This window comes from Cohnella rhizoplanae (assembly GCF_948329515.1).
In the GTDB taxonomy this organism is placed as follows: Bacteria; Bacillota; Bacilli; order Paenibacillales; family Paenibacillaceae; genus Cohnella; species Cohnella rhizoplanae.
This window is the reverse complement of record NZ_CAOJCN010000008.1, coordinates 229,876-247,262: the sequence shown is the minus strand read 5'-3', so window position 1 is coordinate 247,262 and position 17,387 is coordinate 229,876. Positions and strand designations below refer to the sequence as shown.

The window sequence follows — 17,387 nt, the reverse complement described above, 5'->3', positions numbered from 1 at the left end:
GTGCCATTAGGGCACTATCGCCACTTGCCCAGTAGCTCGAGGTGCATCAATAGTGTCATACTACCGAACTATCTGATTCTGAATCTGTAACGCGAGCCAAAAAGCGTCATCCGAGCACACTTAGCGCATCTGACCCCGGACCATGTGCCCGGCACCGAAAAGAGCCTTGTCCGCCGCATCCAACGGCGAACAAGGCTCTTTTTCGATAACTTTAGCTCAAGAAGCTTTGGCGCTCGGCGCCGGGCTGGTCGTCGCGCTCGCTTCCTTCTTGGGCTCGAGGCTGTTCAGGAAGTCCAGCGCATCCTGCAGCGAGGCGACGGGCACGAGCTTCGGCTTCAGCTTGAGATCGGCGACCGTCTGCTGCGCGAGGCTCCAGTTGCCGAAGCCGTTCAGCACCGCGTTGATGGCGTCCTTCGGCGCGATTTTCTCGTTGTCCTGCCAGTGGTCGGCGGCCACGCGCGTGTACGGTACGAGGAAGTAGTCCACCTTTTCCCGGTCCGCCGCCATGAGTTTGTACTGGATGCCGCCGATGAGCCCGACGCTGCCGTCCGCGGCGATCGTGCCCGTGCCCGCGATGCGATAGCCCTTGGTCAGATCCTTGCCCTGGAGCTGGGAGATGATCTCCAGCGTCATCATGAGGCCGGCGGACGGGCCGCCCGTATCCTCGAAGTCGAACTTGACCTTGTCCGGCGGCGTCACCTTCAGCACGGTTTGGTTGGTGAAGCCGACGCCCGGCTTGCCCGTGCCCGGCATCTTGATGAGCGGCACGTCCGCCTGGAAGGCCTTGCCGCCGCGCGTGCCCGACAGCTTGACCGTATCCCCGGCCTTTTTGGAAGAGAGGTACTTGCTGAGCGCCTCCGCATTGTTCGCTTTGACGCCGTCCACCGAGGTGATGATATCCCCCTCCTGGAGGCCGTGCGCCCGGGCCTTCGTTTCCTTGATGAACGAGTTGACGATAATCCCTTGTTCCTTAACGTCGATCTTCTTGTTCATCGCGGTGTAGGCGGCGAGCAGGGCGTTGGCCTCCGAGCTGTCGCGCATCCAGGCCATCAGGTTGCGGTAGGCGCTCAGGCTGACCGTGCCGCCCGTTGCCTTGGCCTGCGTCTGGATGTCCATTTTGGGATTCAGCCAAGCGTATATGATGGAGAAAACGTTCGGTTTGGAATAGGACGATACGGTCGTAAAGAGCAGCTCGCCCTTCTGGTCGACCTTGTGGTCCGTCTCGACTCTGGGATGCACGGGCTCCGCCGAACCCGGCCCGTACAGCACGTAGGGCAAAGACCAGTTGCTGGCGACGATCACGATGACGACGAGCACTCCGATGACGATCGCCGATCGATAGCGCCGGATTCCCTGCTTGTTCTCAGTTGGCACAGCGACTGTCACCTCCGTCCCCCATTATAGCGCATCCGTCCATGCTTTCCCAATCGCATCCGGTCCATTCTCTCTAAGTTCCGAGTCAAGCAAAAAGCCGCATCTCCCGGAGCGACCCGGGGATACGGCTAAGCGCAAAGCGTATTATTGGTTGGCGATCATCTGGCGCAGAACGGTCTGCAGGATGCCGCTATTACGGTAGTAATCGACGTCGACCATCGAGTCGAGACGGACGATGACCGGGAAGTTGAAGGTCGTGCCGTCTTCGCGCGTCGCGGTGACGGTGATCGTCTGGCCCGGCTGCACGTCGTTCGAGAGGCCTTCGATGTCGAACTTCTCGTGGCCGCTGATGCCGAGCGTCTTCCAGCCGTTGCCCGGTTGGAACTGCAGCGGCAGCACGCCCATGCCTACGAGGTTCGAACGGTGAATACGCTCGAAGCTCTCGGCGATGACCGCCTTGACGCCCAGCAGGAACGTACCCTTCGCAGCCCAGTCGCGCGAGCTGCCCGTGCCGTACTCCTTGCCTGCGATGACGACCAGGTTGGTCTTGTTCTTCTGGTACTTCATCGACGCGTCGTAGATCGACATGATCTCGCCGGTAGGCAGGTACGTGGTCACGCCGCCTTCGGTGCCCGGAGCGACCTGGTTGCGGATCCGGATGTTGGCGAACGTACCGCGCATCATGACCTCGTGGTTGCCGCGACGGGAGCCGTAGGAGTTGAAGTCCTTCTTGTCGACGCCATGCTTGATCAGGTACTCGCCCGCAGGGCTGTCGACCTTGATGTTGCCCGCAGGAGAGATGTGGTCCGTCGTGACCGAATCGCTGAGCAGGGCCAGCACGTTGGCGCGCTTGATGTCGCCGATGTCGCCCGGCTGGTCGCCCAGGTCGGTGAAGAACGGCGGATTGGCGATGTAGGTCGACTTGTCGTCCCACTCGTACAGCTCGCCTTGCGGCACAGGGATCTTGTTCCACTGCTCGTTCTGCGTAAAGACGTTCTCGAACTTCTTGCGGAACATCTCCGGCTCGAGCGAAGCGCCCACGGCTTGGGCGATCTCTTCGTTGGTCGGCCAGATGTCCTTCAGATAGACAGGAACGTTGTTCGGATCGTATCCGATCGGATCGTTCGTCAGATCGATGTTGACCGTGCCGGCCAGCGCATAGGCGATGACGAGCGGCGGCGAAGCCAGGTAGTTAGCCTTGACCTGCGCGTGCACGCGGCCTTCGAAGTTCCGGTTGCCCGAGAGGACGGCGGCGACGGTCATGTCGTTGTCCGCGATCGCTTGGCTGACTTCGTCCGGCAGCGGGCCGGAGTTGCCGATACAGGTCGCGCAGCCGTAGCCGGCGACGTAGAAGCCGAGCTTCTCAAGGTAAGGCAGCACGCCGGACTTGATCAGGTAATCGGTAACGACGAGCGAACCCGGGGTCAGCGAGCTCTTGACGTAAGCAGGCTTGGTCAGACCGCGCTCGACGGCCTTCTTGGCGACGAGGCCGGCGCCGATCATGACGCTCGGATTCGACGTGTTCGTGCAGCTCGTGATCGCGGCGATGACGACCGCGCCCGTCGTGAGCGTGCTGGCTTGGCCGTTGCGGTGCTTAACCGGTGCGGTCTGCGCGATTTTCTCGTCGGAAAGGCCGTAGCCGCCCTTGTCGATCGGCGTGCGGATGATGCTGTTGAACTCTTCCTTCATCGCCGTCAGCTCGACGCGGTCCTGCGGACGCTTCGGACCTGCCAGGGAAGGCACGATAGTGGAAAGGTCGAGCTCGATGATGTCGGTGAAAGTCGGGTCCGGCGTATCGTTGGTGCGGAACATGCCTTGCGCTTTGTAATAGGCTTCGACCAGTTCGACTTGCTTCTCGTCGCGGCCGGTCAGGCGCAGGTAGTTCAGCGTCTCGTCGTCGACCGGGAAGAAGCCGATCGTCGCGCCGTATTCGGGGGCCATATTGGCGACCGTCGCGCGGTCGAACAGGCTGATGTTGGACAGACCCGGGCCGAAGAACTCGACGAACTTGCCGACGACGCCCTTCTTCCGGAGGATCTGGGTGACGGTCAGCGCCAGGTCGGTCGCCGTAGCGCCTTCGGCCAGGCTGCCCGTCAGGCGGAAGCCGATGACTTCGGGCATGACGAAATACAGCGGTTGGCCCAGCATGCCGGCTTCGGCTTCGATGCCGCCGACGCCCCAGCCCACGATGCCCAGACCGTTGATCATCGTCGTATGAGAGTCCGTGCCCACGAGGGAGTCCGGATAAACTTCGATTACGCCGTTCTTGGTCTTGGTGGCCGCGACGGAAGCCAGATACTCCAGGTTGACCTGGTGAACGATACCCGTTCCCGGAGGCACGGCGCGGAAGTTATCGAACGCCGTCTGCGCCCAGCGCAGGAAGCGGTAGCGCTCTTCGTTGCGCTCGAATTCGAGATCCATGTTGGTCTGCAGGGCGTCGGCGGTGCCGAACGCGTCCACCATGATGGAGTGGTCGATGACCAGGTCGACGGGGACCAGCGGGTTGATGCTCTTGGGATCGCCGCCGGATTGCTTCACGGTCTCGCGCATCGCGGCGAGGTCGACGACGACCGGTACGCCGGTGAAGTCTTGCAGCACGATGCGGGCAGGGATGAATGGAACTTCCTTATCTTCGCGGCCGTTCGCCCAGTCGGCGATTTGCTTGACGTGCTCCAGCGTGATGGCGCGTCCGTCGAATTGGCGGATAGCGGCCTCAAGCAGAACCTTCATCGAGAAAGGCAGCTTGGACACGGAGCCCAGGCCTTGCGCTTCCAGACCTTGCAGGTTGTAGTAGCGGTAGGTATTGCCCGCTGCCTGCAGGTCGGCCTGTACATTGTACGGAAAAGTAGACAAAATAATCGGCCTCCTAGATAAGATTGCACGGAACTCGGCAAAGCAAACACGAGCATGAGAAACATTCTCGTTTAAGTTTCACTCTGCGAAACCCGATTTCAAAATTAAACCTTCCTCATTATTATAGCGTTATCGCCGCACACAGTAAAGAGAGATTGTGCCTAGATTATTGCCAAAAAGGGATGAAGGCCGGCACAACCTTTGCGGTTAGCATGCCGCAAACGCGGGGGATCATCCGCCGCAGACGAACCGGGCCGTTCCAAGTAAAACAGACATGGAGCCGCGAACGCAGACATACATATGAAGGGATGCATTCTGTGCCGTACGGGAGGGATGTCCGGTGCCTGAGTTGGACGACGGGGTAAAGAAGGCGCTGGTTGAATACGTGAACGCGGTGAACGAAGCGGACTTGAACCGGTCGCCCGAAGCGCTGGGACGCGTCGGGGACGAAGAGCACCGCTTCCGGCTGGAGAAGCGGACGCATGCGCTGCGCCGGCGCGAGGCGGTGCAGTCGGCGCGGCCCCGGCGGGGCGAGATTCGCGCCCGCGTCGTGCGCTGGAGCGAGAGGGAGAAGGAGGCGTTCGTCGACCTCCAGCTCCGCATCGTCAGAGCCTGCGGCGCGGGCCGCGACGCCTATACGGAGGAGCGGATCGAGCGCGAGCGGATCCGGCTCGTCCCGTTCGGCGGCGTATGGCGGCTTGACCGCGCCGAGCCGCTCGGCGACGAGCGCTCGTCCGCGTCGGTGATGGCGTACGGCGCGGCAGGCGAATGGCAGGTGGCGCCGTCGGTTCCGTTCATCCCGGCCCGGGACGGCTATGCGCTTTGGCTATCCGCCGACCCGGGGGCTCAGGCTGTACCCTGGGCCAATCCCTACGGCGGCACGGCCGCGCGCAGCGCGCCGTACGACCGCGAGGCGGCCGCCGCTTATGCGGAAGCTTGGTGGGATAAGGGCAACCCGGCATACGAGACATTCGAGGTCAACTGCACGAATTACGTCTCGCAGTGTCTCTTTGCAGGGGGCGCGCCCATGAACTATACTGGGAAAAGAGAATCGGGCTGGTGGTATCATGGCCAGTCGGGCGACCAGGAACGCTGGAGCTACAGCTGGGCGGTGGCGAATAGCCTACAGCATTATCTAAGCCAGCCTCGGCCGGCCGGACTGCGGGCGACGCGCGTCGAACGCCCCGAGCAGCTCTCGCCGGGCGACGTTATCTGCTACGATTGGGACGGCAACGGCCAATACCGGCACAATACGATCGTCACGGCCGCGACGCCCGAGGGCATGCCGCTGGTCAACGCCAATACGGTGCCCAGCAGGCACCGGTATTGGGATTATCGCGATTCCTACGCCTGGACGGAGAATACCCGGTACCGCTTCTATCGTATCGAGGCGCTGTTATAACCCGGAAGGCGAACACGACGAGGCAGTCGAACAAGGCGGAGGTCAAGCTTACCATGGGAACAGGACACAAGATTCGCGTCGGGCTCGTCTACGGCGGCCGGTCCGGCGAGCACGAGGTATCGCTTCAGACCGCGCTCGCGGTGCTGAAGGCATTTGATTACGATAAGTACGAACTCATTCCTTACTATATAACGAAGGAAGGCAGATGGCGCTCGGGCTCGCTGCTCGCGGCGCCGCCTACCGCGGTGGCGGAGCTTCAGTTCGATCCGCAGGGAACAGCGGAGCCCGGGGAGGCTACGTCTTCGTCGCTGCTGCCGCTGATGCAGGGCTTGTCCGAGAGAGCCGCGTCCGAAATCGCCGTACCTGGCGGCATTGCCACGGTGGACGTCGTGTTTCCGCTGCTGCACGGTACGTTCGGCGAGGATGGCACGATCCAGGGGCTGCTGGAAATGGCGAACCTGCCGTATGTCGGCGCGGGCGTACTCGCTTCCTCCGTCGGCATGGACAAAGCCGCGATGAAGACGATGTTCGCCGCGGCCGGTTTGCCGCAGGTGGCGTACAAGTCGTTCACGCGCTTCCAGTGGAACAAAGACCGGGAAGGGTTGCTGGACGCCATCGAACGGGACATCGGCTACCCGAGCTTCGTGAAGCCGGCCAACCTCGGATCGAGCGTGGGCGTGTCCAAGGCGAGGAGCCGCGAGGAGCTGGCGTCGGCCATCGAGGAAGCGCTGCGATACGACCGCAAGGCGATCGTGGAGGAGTTCGTGGACGCCCGGGAGATCGAGGTCGCCGTGCTGGGCAACGACGAGCCGCGCGCGTCGGTGGCGGGCGAGATCGTGAGCTCCAATGAATTTTATGACTACAAAGCCAAGTACATCGACGGCAAATCCGCGATGATCATCCCGGCGGAGATCCCCGAGGAGACCTCGCGGGCCGTGCGCGAGATGGCGGTACGCGCGTTTCTGGCGATCGACGGCGCGGGCTTGTGCCGCGCTGACTTTTTCCTTCGCAAGAGCGACGGGGCGCTGCTCGTAAACGAGGTCAACACGATGCCGGGCTTCACGCCGTTCAGCATGTATCCGCTGCTCTGGCAGGAGACGGGCGTCTCCTACCGGGAGCTGCTCGACACGCTGATCGATCTCGCGCTCGCCCGTCATGCCGAGAAGCAGCTGATCGATTACGGCGGCTGACCGGGATGGCGCCACGCACTCGAGGTCGGAGTTACCTCGAAAAACAAGGTAACTCGCACCAATGAGCGCTCGAGTGCCCGGAGTTACCTCGAAAAACAAGGTAACTCGCGTCGATGAGCGCTCGAGTGCCCAGAGTTACCTCGAAAAACAAGGTAATTCGCACTTTGAATGCGTCGCGATCCCGGAGTTACCTCGAAAAACAAGCTAACTCGCACCAATGAGCGCTCGAGTGCCCGGAATTACCTCGAAAAACAAGGTAATTCGCACCCGAATGCGTCGCGATCCCGGAGTTACCTCGTAAAACAAGGTAATTCGCATCGATGAGCACTGAGTGCCTGGAGTTACCTCGAAATCCGAGCTAACTCGCGTCGATGAGCGCTCGAGTCCAAGCGTGCGACCGCGCTGCGCCTTCCATTGACGCCGCAACACGCAAAAGCACCGCCATCTAGCGACGGCGGTGCTTTTGCTTTTCCCCTCAGTCGAGGAAGTCCTTCAGCCTGCGGCTGCGGCTCGGGTGGCGCAGCTTGCGCAGCGCCTTGGCCTCGATCTGCCGGATGCGCTCGCGGGTGACGCCGAACGCCTTGCCTACTTCCTCCAGCGTCCGGGTGTGCCCGTCGTCGAGACCGAACCGGAGGCGCAGCACGCTCTCCTCGCGCTCGGTCAGCGTATCCAGCACGTCCTCGAGCTGCTCGCGCATGAGCTCGAACGCCGCCGCGTCGGCGGGCTCCGGCGCGTCCTGATCCTCGATGAACTCGCCGAGCCGGGAGTCGTTCTCCTCGCCGATCGGCATCTCGAGCGACACGGGCTCCTGCGAGATCTTCATGATCTCGCGGACCTTGTCGATCGTGATGTCCATTTCCTTGGCGATCTCCTCGGGCGTCGGCTCGCGGCCGAGCTCCTGAAGGAGCTGCCGGGAGATGCGGACGAGCTTGTTGATCGTCTCCACCATGTGGACGGGGATCCGGATCGTGCGCGCATGGTCCGCGATGCTGCGGGTGATCGCCTGCCGGATCCACCAGGTGGCGTACGTGCTGAACCGGAAGCCCTTGCGGTAGTCGAACTTCTCGACGGCCTTGATGAGGCCCATGTTGCCCTCTTGGATCAAGTCCAGGAACAGCATGCCGCGTCCGACATACCGTCTTGCTATGCTGACGACCAGCCGAAGATTGGCTTCGGCCAGGCGCTGCTTGGCTGATTCGTCGCCTTCCTCGATCCGATGCGCGAGCGCGATCTCTTCGTCGGCCGTGAGCAGGGGCACGCGTCCGATTTCCTTCAGATACATGCGGACCGGGTCATCCATCCGGATGCCCGCGGGCACCTTCAGATCGCCATCATCCGCGAAGTCGACAACGGGGGAATCGATATCCATCGTCAAAGCGCATCCCTCCATCCGGTAAAAGTGCTGGGCGGAACGGTGTAGAATAACGGAATTGACATCCGGTAAATTATGTGCTATCCTGAAGTAGGAAGTTTATGTTTTGGATGTCTTATAAGTACCATTTCTCATTATACCACCAGCTGGGCGATTATACAACACTTACTTTTAAATTTATGGGGCCGGTTCTCACGCTTCGTTTTCGGACGAGCGGGACCGGTCCTTTTTGATTCGATTCTCATCCCTTACTTTCATTAACCATCGTCCGCGGTTTATAATAGCAGCACAAGCCATGGTCGGAGGGATGCAGATGGGATTCCAAACGGAATTCAACTCGGTGTGCAAGTTCAAGTCCGAGCAAGAGCTCTACGAGCTGCTCGAATACGGACGGGGCAAGATGGTCAAGAAGCAGTTCCGCGTATTCCCCACGGGCCAGAAGGTCATCGCGTACGCGCCGGATAACCGGGCGGTCGCCATCGTCCGCATCGTCGCCTCGATCGCCGAGATCAACTTTCAAGGGGAAGAAGTGACGCAGGTCGAGATGGAGCTGATCCGCAAGCTTACGGACGAAGAATCGCGCGTCCAGACCGCGCTTGCGCACGAGATGTTTTTCGGAGAACAGCACGCCTAGAGGCTGCGACCGGGAGGAACTAGCCATGGGAACGAAGTGGGAATACTGCACGCTCAAGTACAAGACCGGCGGCTGGCTCGGCGGCAAGGTCGACGAGCAGGAGTTCCAGGACGAGCTGAACCGGTACGGCTATGAAGGCTGGGAGCTGGTGTCCTGCTTCGATACGAGCCAGGGACAAGGCGCTTCCCGCGATATCATCGTCGTCTTCAAGCGCCCTTTATGAACGGTGACAGCCAGCCTCAGATTAGCTCGTCCTTCATCCGCACGCAACCCTCGGCCTTATGGCCGGGGGTTTTTTGTTTCCTTAAAAAATGTAAATATCCTTCGCAAAAAAGGTCAACTTCTAGCCGGACGAAGTTGCTATAGTAGGAGGAAGAAGGCGCAAAGCGAGGGGAGCCGAGCGAGTGTTCATTAGCAGATTGGGCGTACTGACGGATGAAGTGTCCGACCGCTACGAGGAAGCGCTGGACTGGGCGGCGGAGCAAGGACTGGCGCATGTGGAGGTACGCGTCGTCGACGGGCGGAATGCGGCGAGCCTAAGCGACGAGCAAGCAAGGGAAGTCCGCCGTCAGGCGGAAGCGAGGGGGCTGTACATATCCGCCATCGCCTCGCCGGTGTTCAAGTGCGCCCTGGATCCCGCGAGGCCTGTCGCCTCAGGAGATACGTTCGGCCAGGCCGAGGAGAGCGTCGACGCCCACTTCGCCAAGCTGTCGCGGGTCATCGCGCTCGCGGACCTGATGGGCACCAAGCGAATCCGGATCTTCTCCTTCTGGCGCGAGCGGGAGCCCGAACGCTATGCAGGAGAGATCGCCGGACATCTGCGGCGGGCGACCGACATCGCGCAGAGCGCCGGTGTCGTGCTGCTGCTGGAAAACGAGTCTTCGTGCAACGGCGGATCGGCGCGCGAGGTCGCGGATCTCGTCCGTACGGTCGGCTCGCCGGCACTGCGCGCGCTGTGGGACCCTGGCAACGAAGCGCACGCGGGCAAGGAGGCGTATCCGCTGGGCTACGAGACGATCAGGCCCTACGCGGCCCACGTGCATCTGAAGGATGCGTGCTTCGGCCCCGACGGCAAAGCGCGCTGCGTGCCGCTCGGCTCCGGGGACGTGCCGGTCATCGCGCAGCTGAGGGCGCTGGCGGCGGACGGCTATGAAGGTCTTTTTACCATCGAGACGCACTACGTGCCCAGAGACGGCAGCCGGATGACCGGGACCCGGATGACGCTCGACGCGCTGCGCGCGCTGGCGAAGGAGGTATAGGCGATGGCGCAGTGGGGATTCGGCATTATCGGCTGCGGCGATGTCTCCGTCAGGCATGTGGAGGCCATCGGCCAGATCGAGGACGCCAAGCTGGTCGCCGTCTCCAGCAGGACCGAGAGCAGGGCGAGAGCGGTCGCGGAGCAGGAGGGCTGCGACTGGGTTACCGACTACCGCGAGCTGCTGAGGCGAGAGGATATCGACATCGTGTGCGTAACGACCTCGAGCGGCAGTCATGCGTCCGTAGGGTTCGACGTACTGAACGCCGGCAAGCACCTGATCGTGGAGAAGCCGATGGCCATGAACGCGCGCGACGCGAGGCGAATGGCGGATACGGCCCGCGAACGCGGCGTCGTCCTCTCGTCGATCGCCCAGCGCAGATTCGAGGCCAACAACCAGCTGATCAAGCGGGTGCTGGACGAGGGCGCGCTCGGCAGGTTGCTGCTGGCGGAGATGACGCTTCCATTCTACCGCAGCCAAGCCTATTACGACAGCGCCGAGTGGCGGGGAACGATCGCCGAGGACGGCGGCGCGCTCATGAACCAGGGCATCCACGGCCTGGACCTGCTGCTCTGGTTCGCGGGGGACGCCCGCACGGTGTTCGGCAAGACGGCCACGCTCACGCACCGCATGGAGGCGGAGGATCTGGGGCTGGCCATCCTGCAGTTCGAGAGCGGCGCGTACGGCACGGTGATGGCATCGACTAGCGTACAGCCCGGGTATCCCGCGACGATCACGCTTTATGGGGAGCAGGGGACGATCAAGCTGGAGGGGAGCTCCATCGTACGCTGGTCCGTGCCGGGCTGGGAAAAGCCCAATTGGGCGCAGGAGCAATCGTACGGAGGCGTCACCGATCCGAAGAACATCGTGGCCGAGTTCCATCAGAGCCAATTCCTCGACGTCATCGCCGCCATCGAGACGGGAACCGAGCCGTTAAGCTCCGGCGAGGACGGATGGAGGGCGGTCAGGCTGGTCGAAACCATCTACGAGAGCGCGAGACGCCGGGCGGAGATCGCGATCGGGGAGCATCAAGAGGAGGTACGAGCCGAATGACGAACTTGCGGCAGCCGGTCAAGGAAATGAAGGCGGACGACCTGAAGGTCCGGATATACCGGGACCGGGCCGAGATGGGCGCGGCGGCAGGGGCGGACGTCGCCGCGAAGATCAAGGAACTGCTGGGGACGAAGCCCGGCATCCGCATGATCTTCGCGGCGGCTCCCTCGCAGAACGAGGTGCTGGATGCGCTTGCAGCGGATCCGGACGTCGACTGGTCGCGGATTACCGCCTTTCATATGGACGAATATCTGGGCTTGCCCCCGGGATCCCCCCAAGCCTTCGGTCGCTATCTGCAGGAAAGGCTGTTCGACCGGGTGAAGCCGGGCACGGTCTATCTGATCGACGGCGCCAACGACAGCGATGCGGAATGCAGCCGGTATGCGGGTCTGCTGGCGGAGGCACCGATCGATATCGTCTGTCTCGGCATCGGCGAGAACGGTCACATCGCGTTCAACGATCCGCCCGTCGCCGACTTCGACGACCCGCTGCTGATCAAGCCGGTCGAGCTCGACGAGGATTGCAGGCGGCAGCAGGTGAACGACGGCTGCTTCCCCGACATGGATGCCGTGCCGACGCATGCGCTGACGCTAACGGTGCCGGCGCTGCTATCCGGCGCGCATCTGTACTGCGCCGTGCCGGGCCCCACGAAGCGGCAGGCCGTCGGCCGGACGCTGAGCGAGCCGATCCGGGCGGCCTGTCCGTCCACGAGCCTGAGGCGACATCCCGACTGTACGCTGTACGTGGATCTCGATGCTTACGGGGAGGCGGTCCGATGATCCTCAAGGCGCTCCACTATCGCACCGAAGAACCTGTCGAGATCGAGATCGCAGCGGGCAGGATCGCGCGGATCGCGCCCGCGGAGGCCGATCAGGCCGAGCGGAATGCGCTGCCGTATGCTGCGCCGGGACTGGTCGACCTGCAGATCAACGGCTTCGCCGGGCATGACTTCAACCGGCTGCCGCTCCCGCCGGAGCTCCCCGGGACGGTCGTGCGCGAGCTGTGGCGGGAGGGCGTGACCGGCTGCTATCCGACCGTGATCACGAACGGTCCGGAGGCGATCGCCTCCAAGCTCGCGGCGATCGCCCAGTCCTGCGAGCATGACTCCGCGGCGGCAGCGTGCATCGCGGGCATCCATCTGGAGGGGCCGTTCATCTCGCCGGAGGACGGCGCGCGGGGCGCGCACGGCCGGCAGTATGTCAGGGCCCCCGATTGGGAGCTGTTCTGCAGATGGCAGGAGGCGGCCGGCGGCCGCATCTCCATCCTCACGCTGTCTCCCGAATGGGAGGGGAGCGCCGCGTTCATCAGACGCTGCACCGATAACGGCGTCACGGTCTCCATCGGCCATACCGCGGCCACTGCGGAGCAGATCAAAGAAGCGGTCGCGGCCGGCGCCCGCATGTCGACCCACTTCGGCAACGGCGCCCATCTCATGCTGCCCCGTCACCCCAACTATCTCTGGGAGCAGCTGGCGCAGGACGAACTGTGGAGCTGCCTGATCGCGGACGGGTTCCATCTTCCGGATCAGGTGCTGCAGGTCGTCCTCAAGGTGAAGGGGCCGAAGGCGATGCTCGTCAGCGACGCCGTGTATCTGAGCGGCATGCCGCCGGGCGAGTACGAGACGCATATCGGCGGCCGCGTCGTCCTGACGCCGGCAGGCCGGCTCCATCTGGCGGAGCAGGAGGGGCTGCTGGCCGGGTCCGCGCAGATGCTGCTCTGGGGCATCGGGCAGCTGGCGGATCGCGGCATCGCGAGCCTGGCGGACGCCTGGGACATGGCGTCGGTCAGACCGGCCGGATTTATGAGGCTGCCTGCCGCGGCGGGATTGTCCGTCGGCGCTCCGGCGGATATCGTATTGTTCCGGCGGGACGACGGCAAGCTCCGTATCGATAGCACCTGCAAAGCGGGGGAGATCGTCTTCGGGGACGATGGCGTTGTAGGCGAACGATAGAGCGCTTCAATCGAGAACAGGGGGAAACGAAAATGAAATTCGCGGCATTCAGCGGCGTCTTTATCGAGCACAGCATTCAGGAAGCGATGCATCTGACGAAGCGACTGGGTATGGACGGCATCGAGATCGCGGCGCGGGAGCCTCATATCTCGCCGACCAGCAGCATGGCCAGGGTCAAGGAGGTCAAGGCGCTCTCCGACAGCCTCGGGCTTCCGATCCCCGTGCTGGCCAGCTATATCGGCGGCTTCTCGGAAGTCGACGACGCACAGGCGGAGAAGTTCTTCGAGGAATTCAAACGGCTGCTCGAAATCGCCGACGTGCTGGGCACGCGTATGATCCGCGTTTTCCCCGGCGGTCCCAATGCCTTCAAGGCGCTCGACTACCACTACGCCAAGGCCGCCTACTGGATGAACCTGATCGCGGAGGAAGCCAAGAAGCATGAGGTGAACGTCCTCATGGAGATTCACAACGACTCGCTGGTCGAGACGGTGGACAGCAGCCTGCGCCTCCTCGGCATGATCGAGAACGAGAACATCGGGATGATCCACGATGCCGGCAATATGTACATCACGGATACGGACTACGGCCGAGAGTCCGTCCTGCAGTTGGGACGCCGTCTGATGCACGTCCACGTCAAGGATGAGCTCCGAATCGCAGAGCTCGGCGCGCCGGGCACGTTCGCGAGTACGACCCGTCACGGACGGGAGTTGTTCATTCAGAGCCGGCTGGGCGAGGGCGGAGCCGATCACAAGCCGCTGTTCGACGCGCTGCGCGAGACGGGATACGCGGATTGGGTGACGCTGGAGTGCCATGCGCCGTTCCCTGCGTACGAGCGTCTGGAACATGACTTCGAGGTGGTTCGCAAGCTGATCGCGACGGCGTAACGACAGGTGGTGGTCTCGTGAACGAAGACTTGGATATCCCTTATTTAGAAGGACGGCACCAGCTGAACAGGGACTTTCCATTTAAAATATTCCGGTACTCCAGCCCGCTCCTGAAGCAGAGCCTGCATATGCACGACTACGTCCAGATCGCCTACGTCCGCAAGGGGATGTGCAATCACCAGATGCTCGGCAGGTCGCTGACCGTCAGCCAAGGAGATCTGTTCATCATCGCGCCGGGTACCGGGCACAGCATCCGCGCCATCGAGGACCAAGCGTTCGAGCTGATCCTGGCAGACTTCTCGCCGGAGCTGCTGGAGGGCCATCTGGGGCCGATGGAGGATGCACTCAAGCGGTACCTGACGCCGGGGCCGGCCTCCGCGCCGCATTCCTGGCTCCATGTCGGCAAGCACAGGCAGCCGCTCGTCTTGCAGCTGCTGCAGGACATGCAGGACGAATACGAGCTCAAGGAGGTCGGGTACGAGTTCGCGATCCGGGTGACTCTGGTCAAGCTGCTGATGGTGGCGGACCGGGAATACAGGGCCGTCCAGCGCAAACCGAGCCGGCAACCGGTCGCCGCCGAACGGGAACCGATCGAGGAAGCCAGACGCTACGTTCACGACAATTACAGCCAGGACATCCCGCTCGAGCACGGCGCTTATATCGCGAATATGGCGCCGGCGTATTTCAGCCACATGTTCAAGCACGTGACGGGGCAATCGTTCATCGACTACGTGAACGAGGTCCGCATCGAGCGGGCGAAGGCGCTGATCCGGCGCCAGTCGCTCACGGTCACGCAGATCGGATTCCAGGTCGGCTACCGCCACCTGAGCCACTTCATCCGCACGTTCAAGAAGCGCACGGGCATTACCCCTACCGAATACAAAAAAACGTTCGGCGCCTCCGCCGGGCCTAAGGAAGAAAGAGGGATGAACGTATGACGGCAACCCCATTGAAGGTCGGCATCATCGGACAGGGCCGCAGCGGCCGCGACATCCACGGCAAGCTGCTCGTGCAGCTAACGGGCCAGTACCGTATCGCCGCGATCGCCGATTCCATACCGGAGCGCCGGTCGCTCGCCCAAGAGGAATTCGGCTGCAATACGTACGCCACTTGGCAGGAGATGGCGGACGGCGAGCAGCTCGACCTCATCGTCAACGCGTCGCCGAGCCACCAGCATTTTCCGATCACGCTCGAGCTGCTCAACAAAGGATTTAACGTGCTGTGCGAGAAGCCGCTGGCCAAGTCCCCGGAGGAAGTCGACCAGTTGATCGAGGCGTCCAAGCGCTCCGGCAAGCTGCTCGCCGTCTTCCAGCAGTCCAGATACCATCCCGCGTTCCAGCAGATCCGCCAGGTGATCGATTCCGGCGTGCTCGGCCGCATCGTGCAGGTGAGCATCGACATGAACGGATTCGCCCGCCGTTGGGACTGGCAGACGCTCCAGAGCAACAACGGCGGCAATCTCATGAATACAGGGCCGCATCCGGTCGATCAGGCGCTGCAGCTGTTCGGCATCGACGCAGAGCCGCAGATCACGTGCATCATGGACCGGGCGAATACGTTCGGGGATGCGGAGGACTACGTGAAGCTGCTCATGCGAGGTCCCGGCCGTCCGACGATCGACATCGAGATCTCCTCCTGCGCCGCGTATCCGCAGGATTCCTGGAACATTCAGGGGACGAACGGCGGCTTGCGCGGCAGCTCCAGCCAGCTGGAGTGGAAGTACTTCAAGCCGGAGGAAGCGCCCGTTCAGCAGCTGACGAAGGAACCGCTGTTCAATGCCGCGGGACTGCCAGCCTATTGCAACGAGACGCTGGCCTGGCATAGCGACGAATGGGCGATGTCGCTGCCCGAGGGGCAGAGCCTGTTCGGCTATATGACGGAGAAGCTGTATCTGATGCTCCACCGCTCGCTCACGGAAGGCGCGCCGCTGGAGATCACGCCGGAGCAGGTCCGGCAGCAAATGTGGGTCATGGAAGAGTGCAGGCGGCAGAATCCGCAGATTTATAGCGCGTAACTAAGAGTCTCGTAGTAGCAGAGCTGTTCCGAAGGTCATGGGATATGACGGGGACAGCTCTTTTTTTTAACGCTAAAAACCCCCCTCCGCTTAAATGGAAGCAGCAGCGTGCGACCATGTGCGCGAAGGACGGTTATTTGATGCGGCAAGAAGTCTCCATTGGAGCTACTTTGCGCCGCCGACCGGCCGACATGCAGCAAGAAGTCTCCATTGGAGCTACTTTGCGCCGCCGATCGGCCGACATGTAGCAAGAAGTCTCCATTGGAGCTACTTTGGACCGCCGACCGGCCGGCACGGCTCAAGAAGCAGCTATTAGAGCTTCTTCAACTCGCCAACCGGTCCTATCAGAGCTCGACCCAAGCCACCAGCCCGTCCGGTTGGTCGGGGTCAATGCCCAGACGCTCGGCGCGGCAGAGAGCCGCGATCTGCGACAAGAAGAGGAAGGGGATGCCCTGCGCAGCAGGGTCGAGCGCAATGCCGGAGAAGGCGGCATAATCCACGATGGCTTCGATTTCCGCATCCGCCGTGTCGGCGTAGGCGATAACGGTCGCTCCCCGCCCTTTGAGGTCGCGGAGCAGATTGTGCCGGTGCCGCGTCTCTCCGCCGCCCGAGACGGCAGCGATGACAAGCGTGCCCGGACCGACAACGACCATAGGCCCGTGCCGGACGTCGAGCAGATGGTACGACTGGGCCTGCACGCCCGCGATCTCGGTAAGCGCGATCGCGCCCTCGCCGGCCAGGCCTTTCGCTTCGCCGTCCGCCAGCACGATCGCGTGCGTCCAGTCCGCTCCGGCCGCCTTGCGAAGGCCGGGCTCCACCCGCTCCATGAACGCTTCGCCCTCGCGAATAGCGTCGTCTATCGAGGCGACGAGCGCTTCGTCGCCGCCGAGGAAGGCGGCGATCAGCAGGTTGGCCGCGTACAGATTGATGACCGTGCGGGTCTGGCAGACGCTGGCGTCGAACGCCCACGGCAGCTCCAGCGCAAGGTCGGCCTCGGCGGACAGCGGGGAGTCGGCGACGCAGGAGATCGCCAGCAGCGGGAATCGCGCCTTGGCGCGCAGCAGACGGACGGCCTCGACGACCTCCGTCGTGCTGCCGGAACGGGAAGGCGCGACCAGCAGCGTGCCCGTCAGCGCGGGCAGGTAGCGCTCGCCGTTCAGCAGCAGATCGCCGCCCGCATACGCCTGCGCCGCCATGCCGGCGCGCAGTCGGACGGAGAACGCGGCGGATTCGCATAGACAATAGCTGGACCCGCATCCGAGGAAGGAGAGCGAGGACGGCGCGGCTTTTTTCACGATTGCTTCAATCCGCTCCCGCTCGCCGAGCATGTATTCGTAAGTTTGGCGCAATGCCGCGTATTGCTGCTTGGTCTCCCGATAGGTCAGACTCATAAGACGGAAACCT

At 62.7% G+C, this 17,387-nt stretch carries 15 protein-coding genes; 11 read left to right on the top strand and 4 right to left on the bottom strand.

The window, feature by feature from the left end:
- Positions 1 to 216: 216 nt before the first annotated feature.
- Positions 217 to 1,374, bottom strand: a complete 1,158-nt coding sequence (locus PQG80_RS14645) for a SepM family pheromone-processing serine protease (protein WP_271752114.1) — start codon at positions 1,372 to 1,374, stop codon at positions 217 to 219.
- A gap of 144 nt (positions 1,375 to 1,518) precedes the next feature.
- A complete protein-coding gene (gene acnA / locus PQG80_RS14640) occupies positions 1,519 to 4,233 on the bottom strand; it encodes an aconitate hydratase AcnA (RefSeq protein ID WP_271752126.1) in 2,715 nt (904 codons plus the stop codon).
- Positions 4,234 to 4,567: 334 nt separating this feature from the next.
- On the opposite strand from acnA, the gene PQG80_RS14635 reads away from it, so the two are divergent.
- Together PQG80_RS14635 and PQG80_RS14630 are read left to right on the top strand one after the other, a co-directional pair.
- The gene (locus tag PQG80_RS14635) at positions 4,568 to 5,629 is read left to right on the top strand and encodes an amidase domain-containing protein (protein WP_271752113.1); all 1,062 of its coding nucleotides are present in this window, start codon (positions 4,568 to 4,570) and stop codon (positions 5,627 to 5,629) included.
- Between the two features lie 53 nt (positions 5,630 to 5,682).
- The gene (locus PQG80_RS14630) at positions 5,683 to 6,819 is read left to right on the top strand and encodes a D-alanine--D-alanine ligase (RefSeq protein WP_271752112.1); all 1,137 of its coding nucleotides are present in this window, start codon (positions 5,683 to 5,685) and stop codon (positions 6,817 to 6,819) included.
- Positions 6,820 to 7,294: 475 nt separating this feature from the next.
- On the opposite strand, the gene rpoD is transcribed toward PQG80_RS14630, so the two are convergent.
- Positions 7,295 to 8,188, bottom strand: a complete 894-nt coding sequence (gene rpoD / locus PQG80_RS14625; protein WP_271752125.1) for an RNA polymerase sigma factor RpoD — start codon at positions 8,186 to 8,188, stop codon at positions 7,295 to 7,297.
- A gap of 316 nt (positions 8,189 to 8,504) precedes the next feature.
- On the opposite strand from rpoD, the gene PQG80_RS14620 reads away from it, so the two are divergent.
- The 9 genes from PQG80_RS14620 (at position 8,505) to PQG80_RS14580 (ending at position 15,983) form a co-directional block, all read left to right on the top strand.
- Positions 8,505 to 8,825, top strand: a complete 321-nt coding sequence (locus PQG80_RS14620; protein ID WP_271752111.1) for a hypothetical protein — start codon at positions 8,505 to 8,507, stop codon at positions 8,823 to 8,825.
- Positions 8,826 to 8,850: 25 nt separating this feature from the next.
- The gene (locus tag PQG80_RS14615) at positions 8,851 to 9,048 is read left to right on the top strand and encodes a DUF4177 domain-containing protein (RefSeq protein ID WP_271752110.1); all 198 of its coding nucleotides are present in this window, start codon (positions 8,851 to 8,853) and stop codon (positions 9,046 to 9,048) included.
- A gap of 181 nt (positions 9,049 to 9,229) precedes the next feature.
- Positions 9,230 to 10,084, top strand: a complete 855-nt coding sequence (locus tag PQG80_RS14610; protein WP_271752109.1) for a sugar phosphate isomerase/epimerase family protein — start codon at positions 9,230 to 9,232, stop codon at positions 10,082 to 10,084.
- Between the two features lie 3 nt (positions 10,085 to 10,087).
- On the top strand, positions 10,088 to 11,134 hold the full coding sequence (locus tag PQG80_RS14605) for a Gfo/Idh/MocA family protein (protein ID WP_271752108.1): 1,047 nt from the start codon (positions 10,088 to 10,090) through the stop codon (positions 11,132 to 11,134).
- On the top strand, positions 11,131 to 11,913 hold the full coding sequence (locus PQG80_RS14600) for a glucosamine-6-phosphate deaminase (RefSeq protein WP_271752107.1): 783 nt from the start codon (positions 11,131 to 11,133) through the stop codon (positions 11,911 to 11,913). Before PQG80_RS14605 ends, PQG80_RS14600 begins: the two co-directional genes overlap by 4 nt.
- Positions 11,910 to 13,085: an N-acetylglucosamine-6-phosphate deacetylase gene (locus tag PQG80_RS14595; protein ID WP_271752106.1), complete on the top strand. Its 1,176-nt coding sequence runs from the start codon at positions 11,910 to 11,912 to the stop codon at positions 13,083 to 13,085. The genes PQG80_RS14600 and PQG80_RS14595 overlap by 4 nt, the downstream gene beginning before the upstream one ends.
- A 32-nt stretch (positions 13,086 to 13,117) precedes the next feature.
- Positions 13,118 to 13,969, top strand: a complete 852-nt coding sequence (locus PQG80_RS14590) for a sugar phosphate isomerase/epimerase family protein (RefSeq protein ID WP_271752105.1) — start codon at positions 13,118 to 13,120, stop codon at positions 13,967 to 13,969.
- Positions 13,970 to 13,986: 17 nt separating this feature from the next.
- The gene (locus PQG80_RS14585) at positions 13,987 to 14,907 is read left to right on the top strand and encodes an AraC family transcriptional regulator (protein WP_271752104.1); all 921 of its coding nucleotides are present in this window, start codon (positions 13,987 to 13,989) and stop codon (positions 14,905 to 14,907) included.
- The gene (locus tag PQG80_RS14580) at positions 14,904 to 15,983 is read left to right on the top strand and encodes a Gfo/Idh/MocA family protein (RefSeq protein ID WP_271752103.1); all 1,080 of its coding nucleotides are present in this window, start codon (positions 14,904 to 14,906) and stop codon (positions 15,981 to 15,983) included. Before PQG80_RS14585 ends, PQG80_RS14580 begins: the two co-directional genes overlap by 4 nt.
- A gap of 344 nt (positions 15,984 to 16,327) precedes the next feature.
- On the opposite strand, the gene PQG80_RS14575 is transcribed toward PQG80_RS14580, so the two are convergent.
- Entirely contained in the window at positions 16,328 to 17,374 is a 1,047-nt protein-coding gene (locus PQG80_RS14575) for an SIS domain-containing protein (RefSeq protein WP_271752101.1), read from the bottom strand.
- Between the last annotated feature and the right edge of the window lie 13 nt (positions 17,375 to 17,387).

Coding starts and splice junctions, on each gene's coding strand:
- PQG80_RS14630 (WP_271752112.1), top strand. CDS start 5,683: ATGGGAACAGGACACAAGATTCGCGTCGGGCTCGTCTACGGCGGCCGG.
- rpoD (WP_271752125.1), bottom strand. CDS start 8,188: ATGGATATCGATTCCCCCGTTGTCGACTTCGCGGATGATGGCGATCTG.
- PQG80_RS14620 (WP_271752111.1), top strand. CDS start 8,505: ATGGGATTCCAAACGGAATTCAACTCGGTGTGCAAGTTCAAGTCCGAG.
- PQG80_RS14615 (WP_271752110.1), top strand. CDS start 8,851: ATGGGAACGAAGTGGGAATACTGCACGCTCAAGTACAAGACCGGCGGC.
- PQG80_RS14605 (WP_271752108.1), top strand. CDS start 10,088: ATGGCGCAGTGGGGATTCGGCATTATCGGCTGCGGCGATGTCTCCGTC.
- PQG80_RS14600 (WP_271752107.1), top strand. CDS start 11,131: ATGACGAACTTGCGGCAGCCGGTCAAGGAAATGAAGGCGGACGACCTG.
- PQG80_RS14595 (WP_271752106.1), top strand. CDS start 11,910: ATGATCCTCAAGGCGCTCCACTATCGCACCGAAGAACCTGTCGAGATC.
- PQG80_RS14590 (WP_271752105.1), top strand. CDS start 13,118: ATGAAATTCGCGGCATTCAGCGGCGTCTTTATCGAGCACAGCATTCAG.
- PQG80_RS14580 (WP_271752103.1), top strand. CDS start 14,904: ATGACGGCAACCCCATTGAAGGTCGGCATCATCGGACAGGGCCGCAGC.
- PQG80_RS14575 (WP_271752101.1), bottom strand. CDS start 17,374: ATGAGTCTGACCTATCGGGAGACCAAGCAGCAATACGCGGCATTGCGC.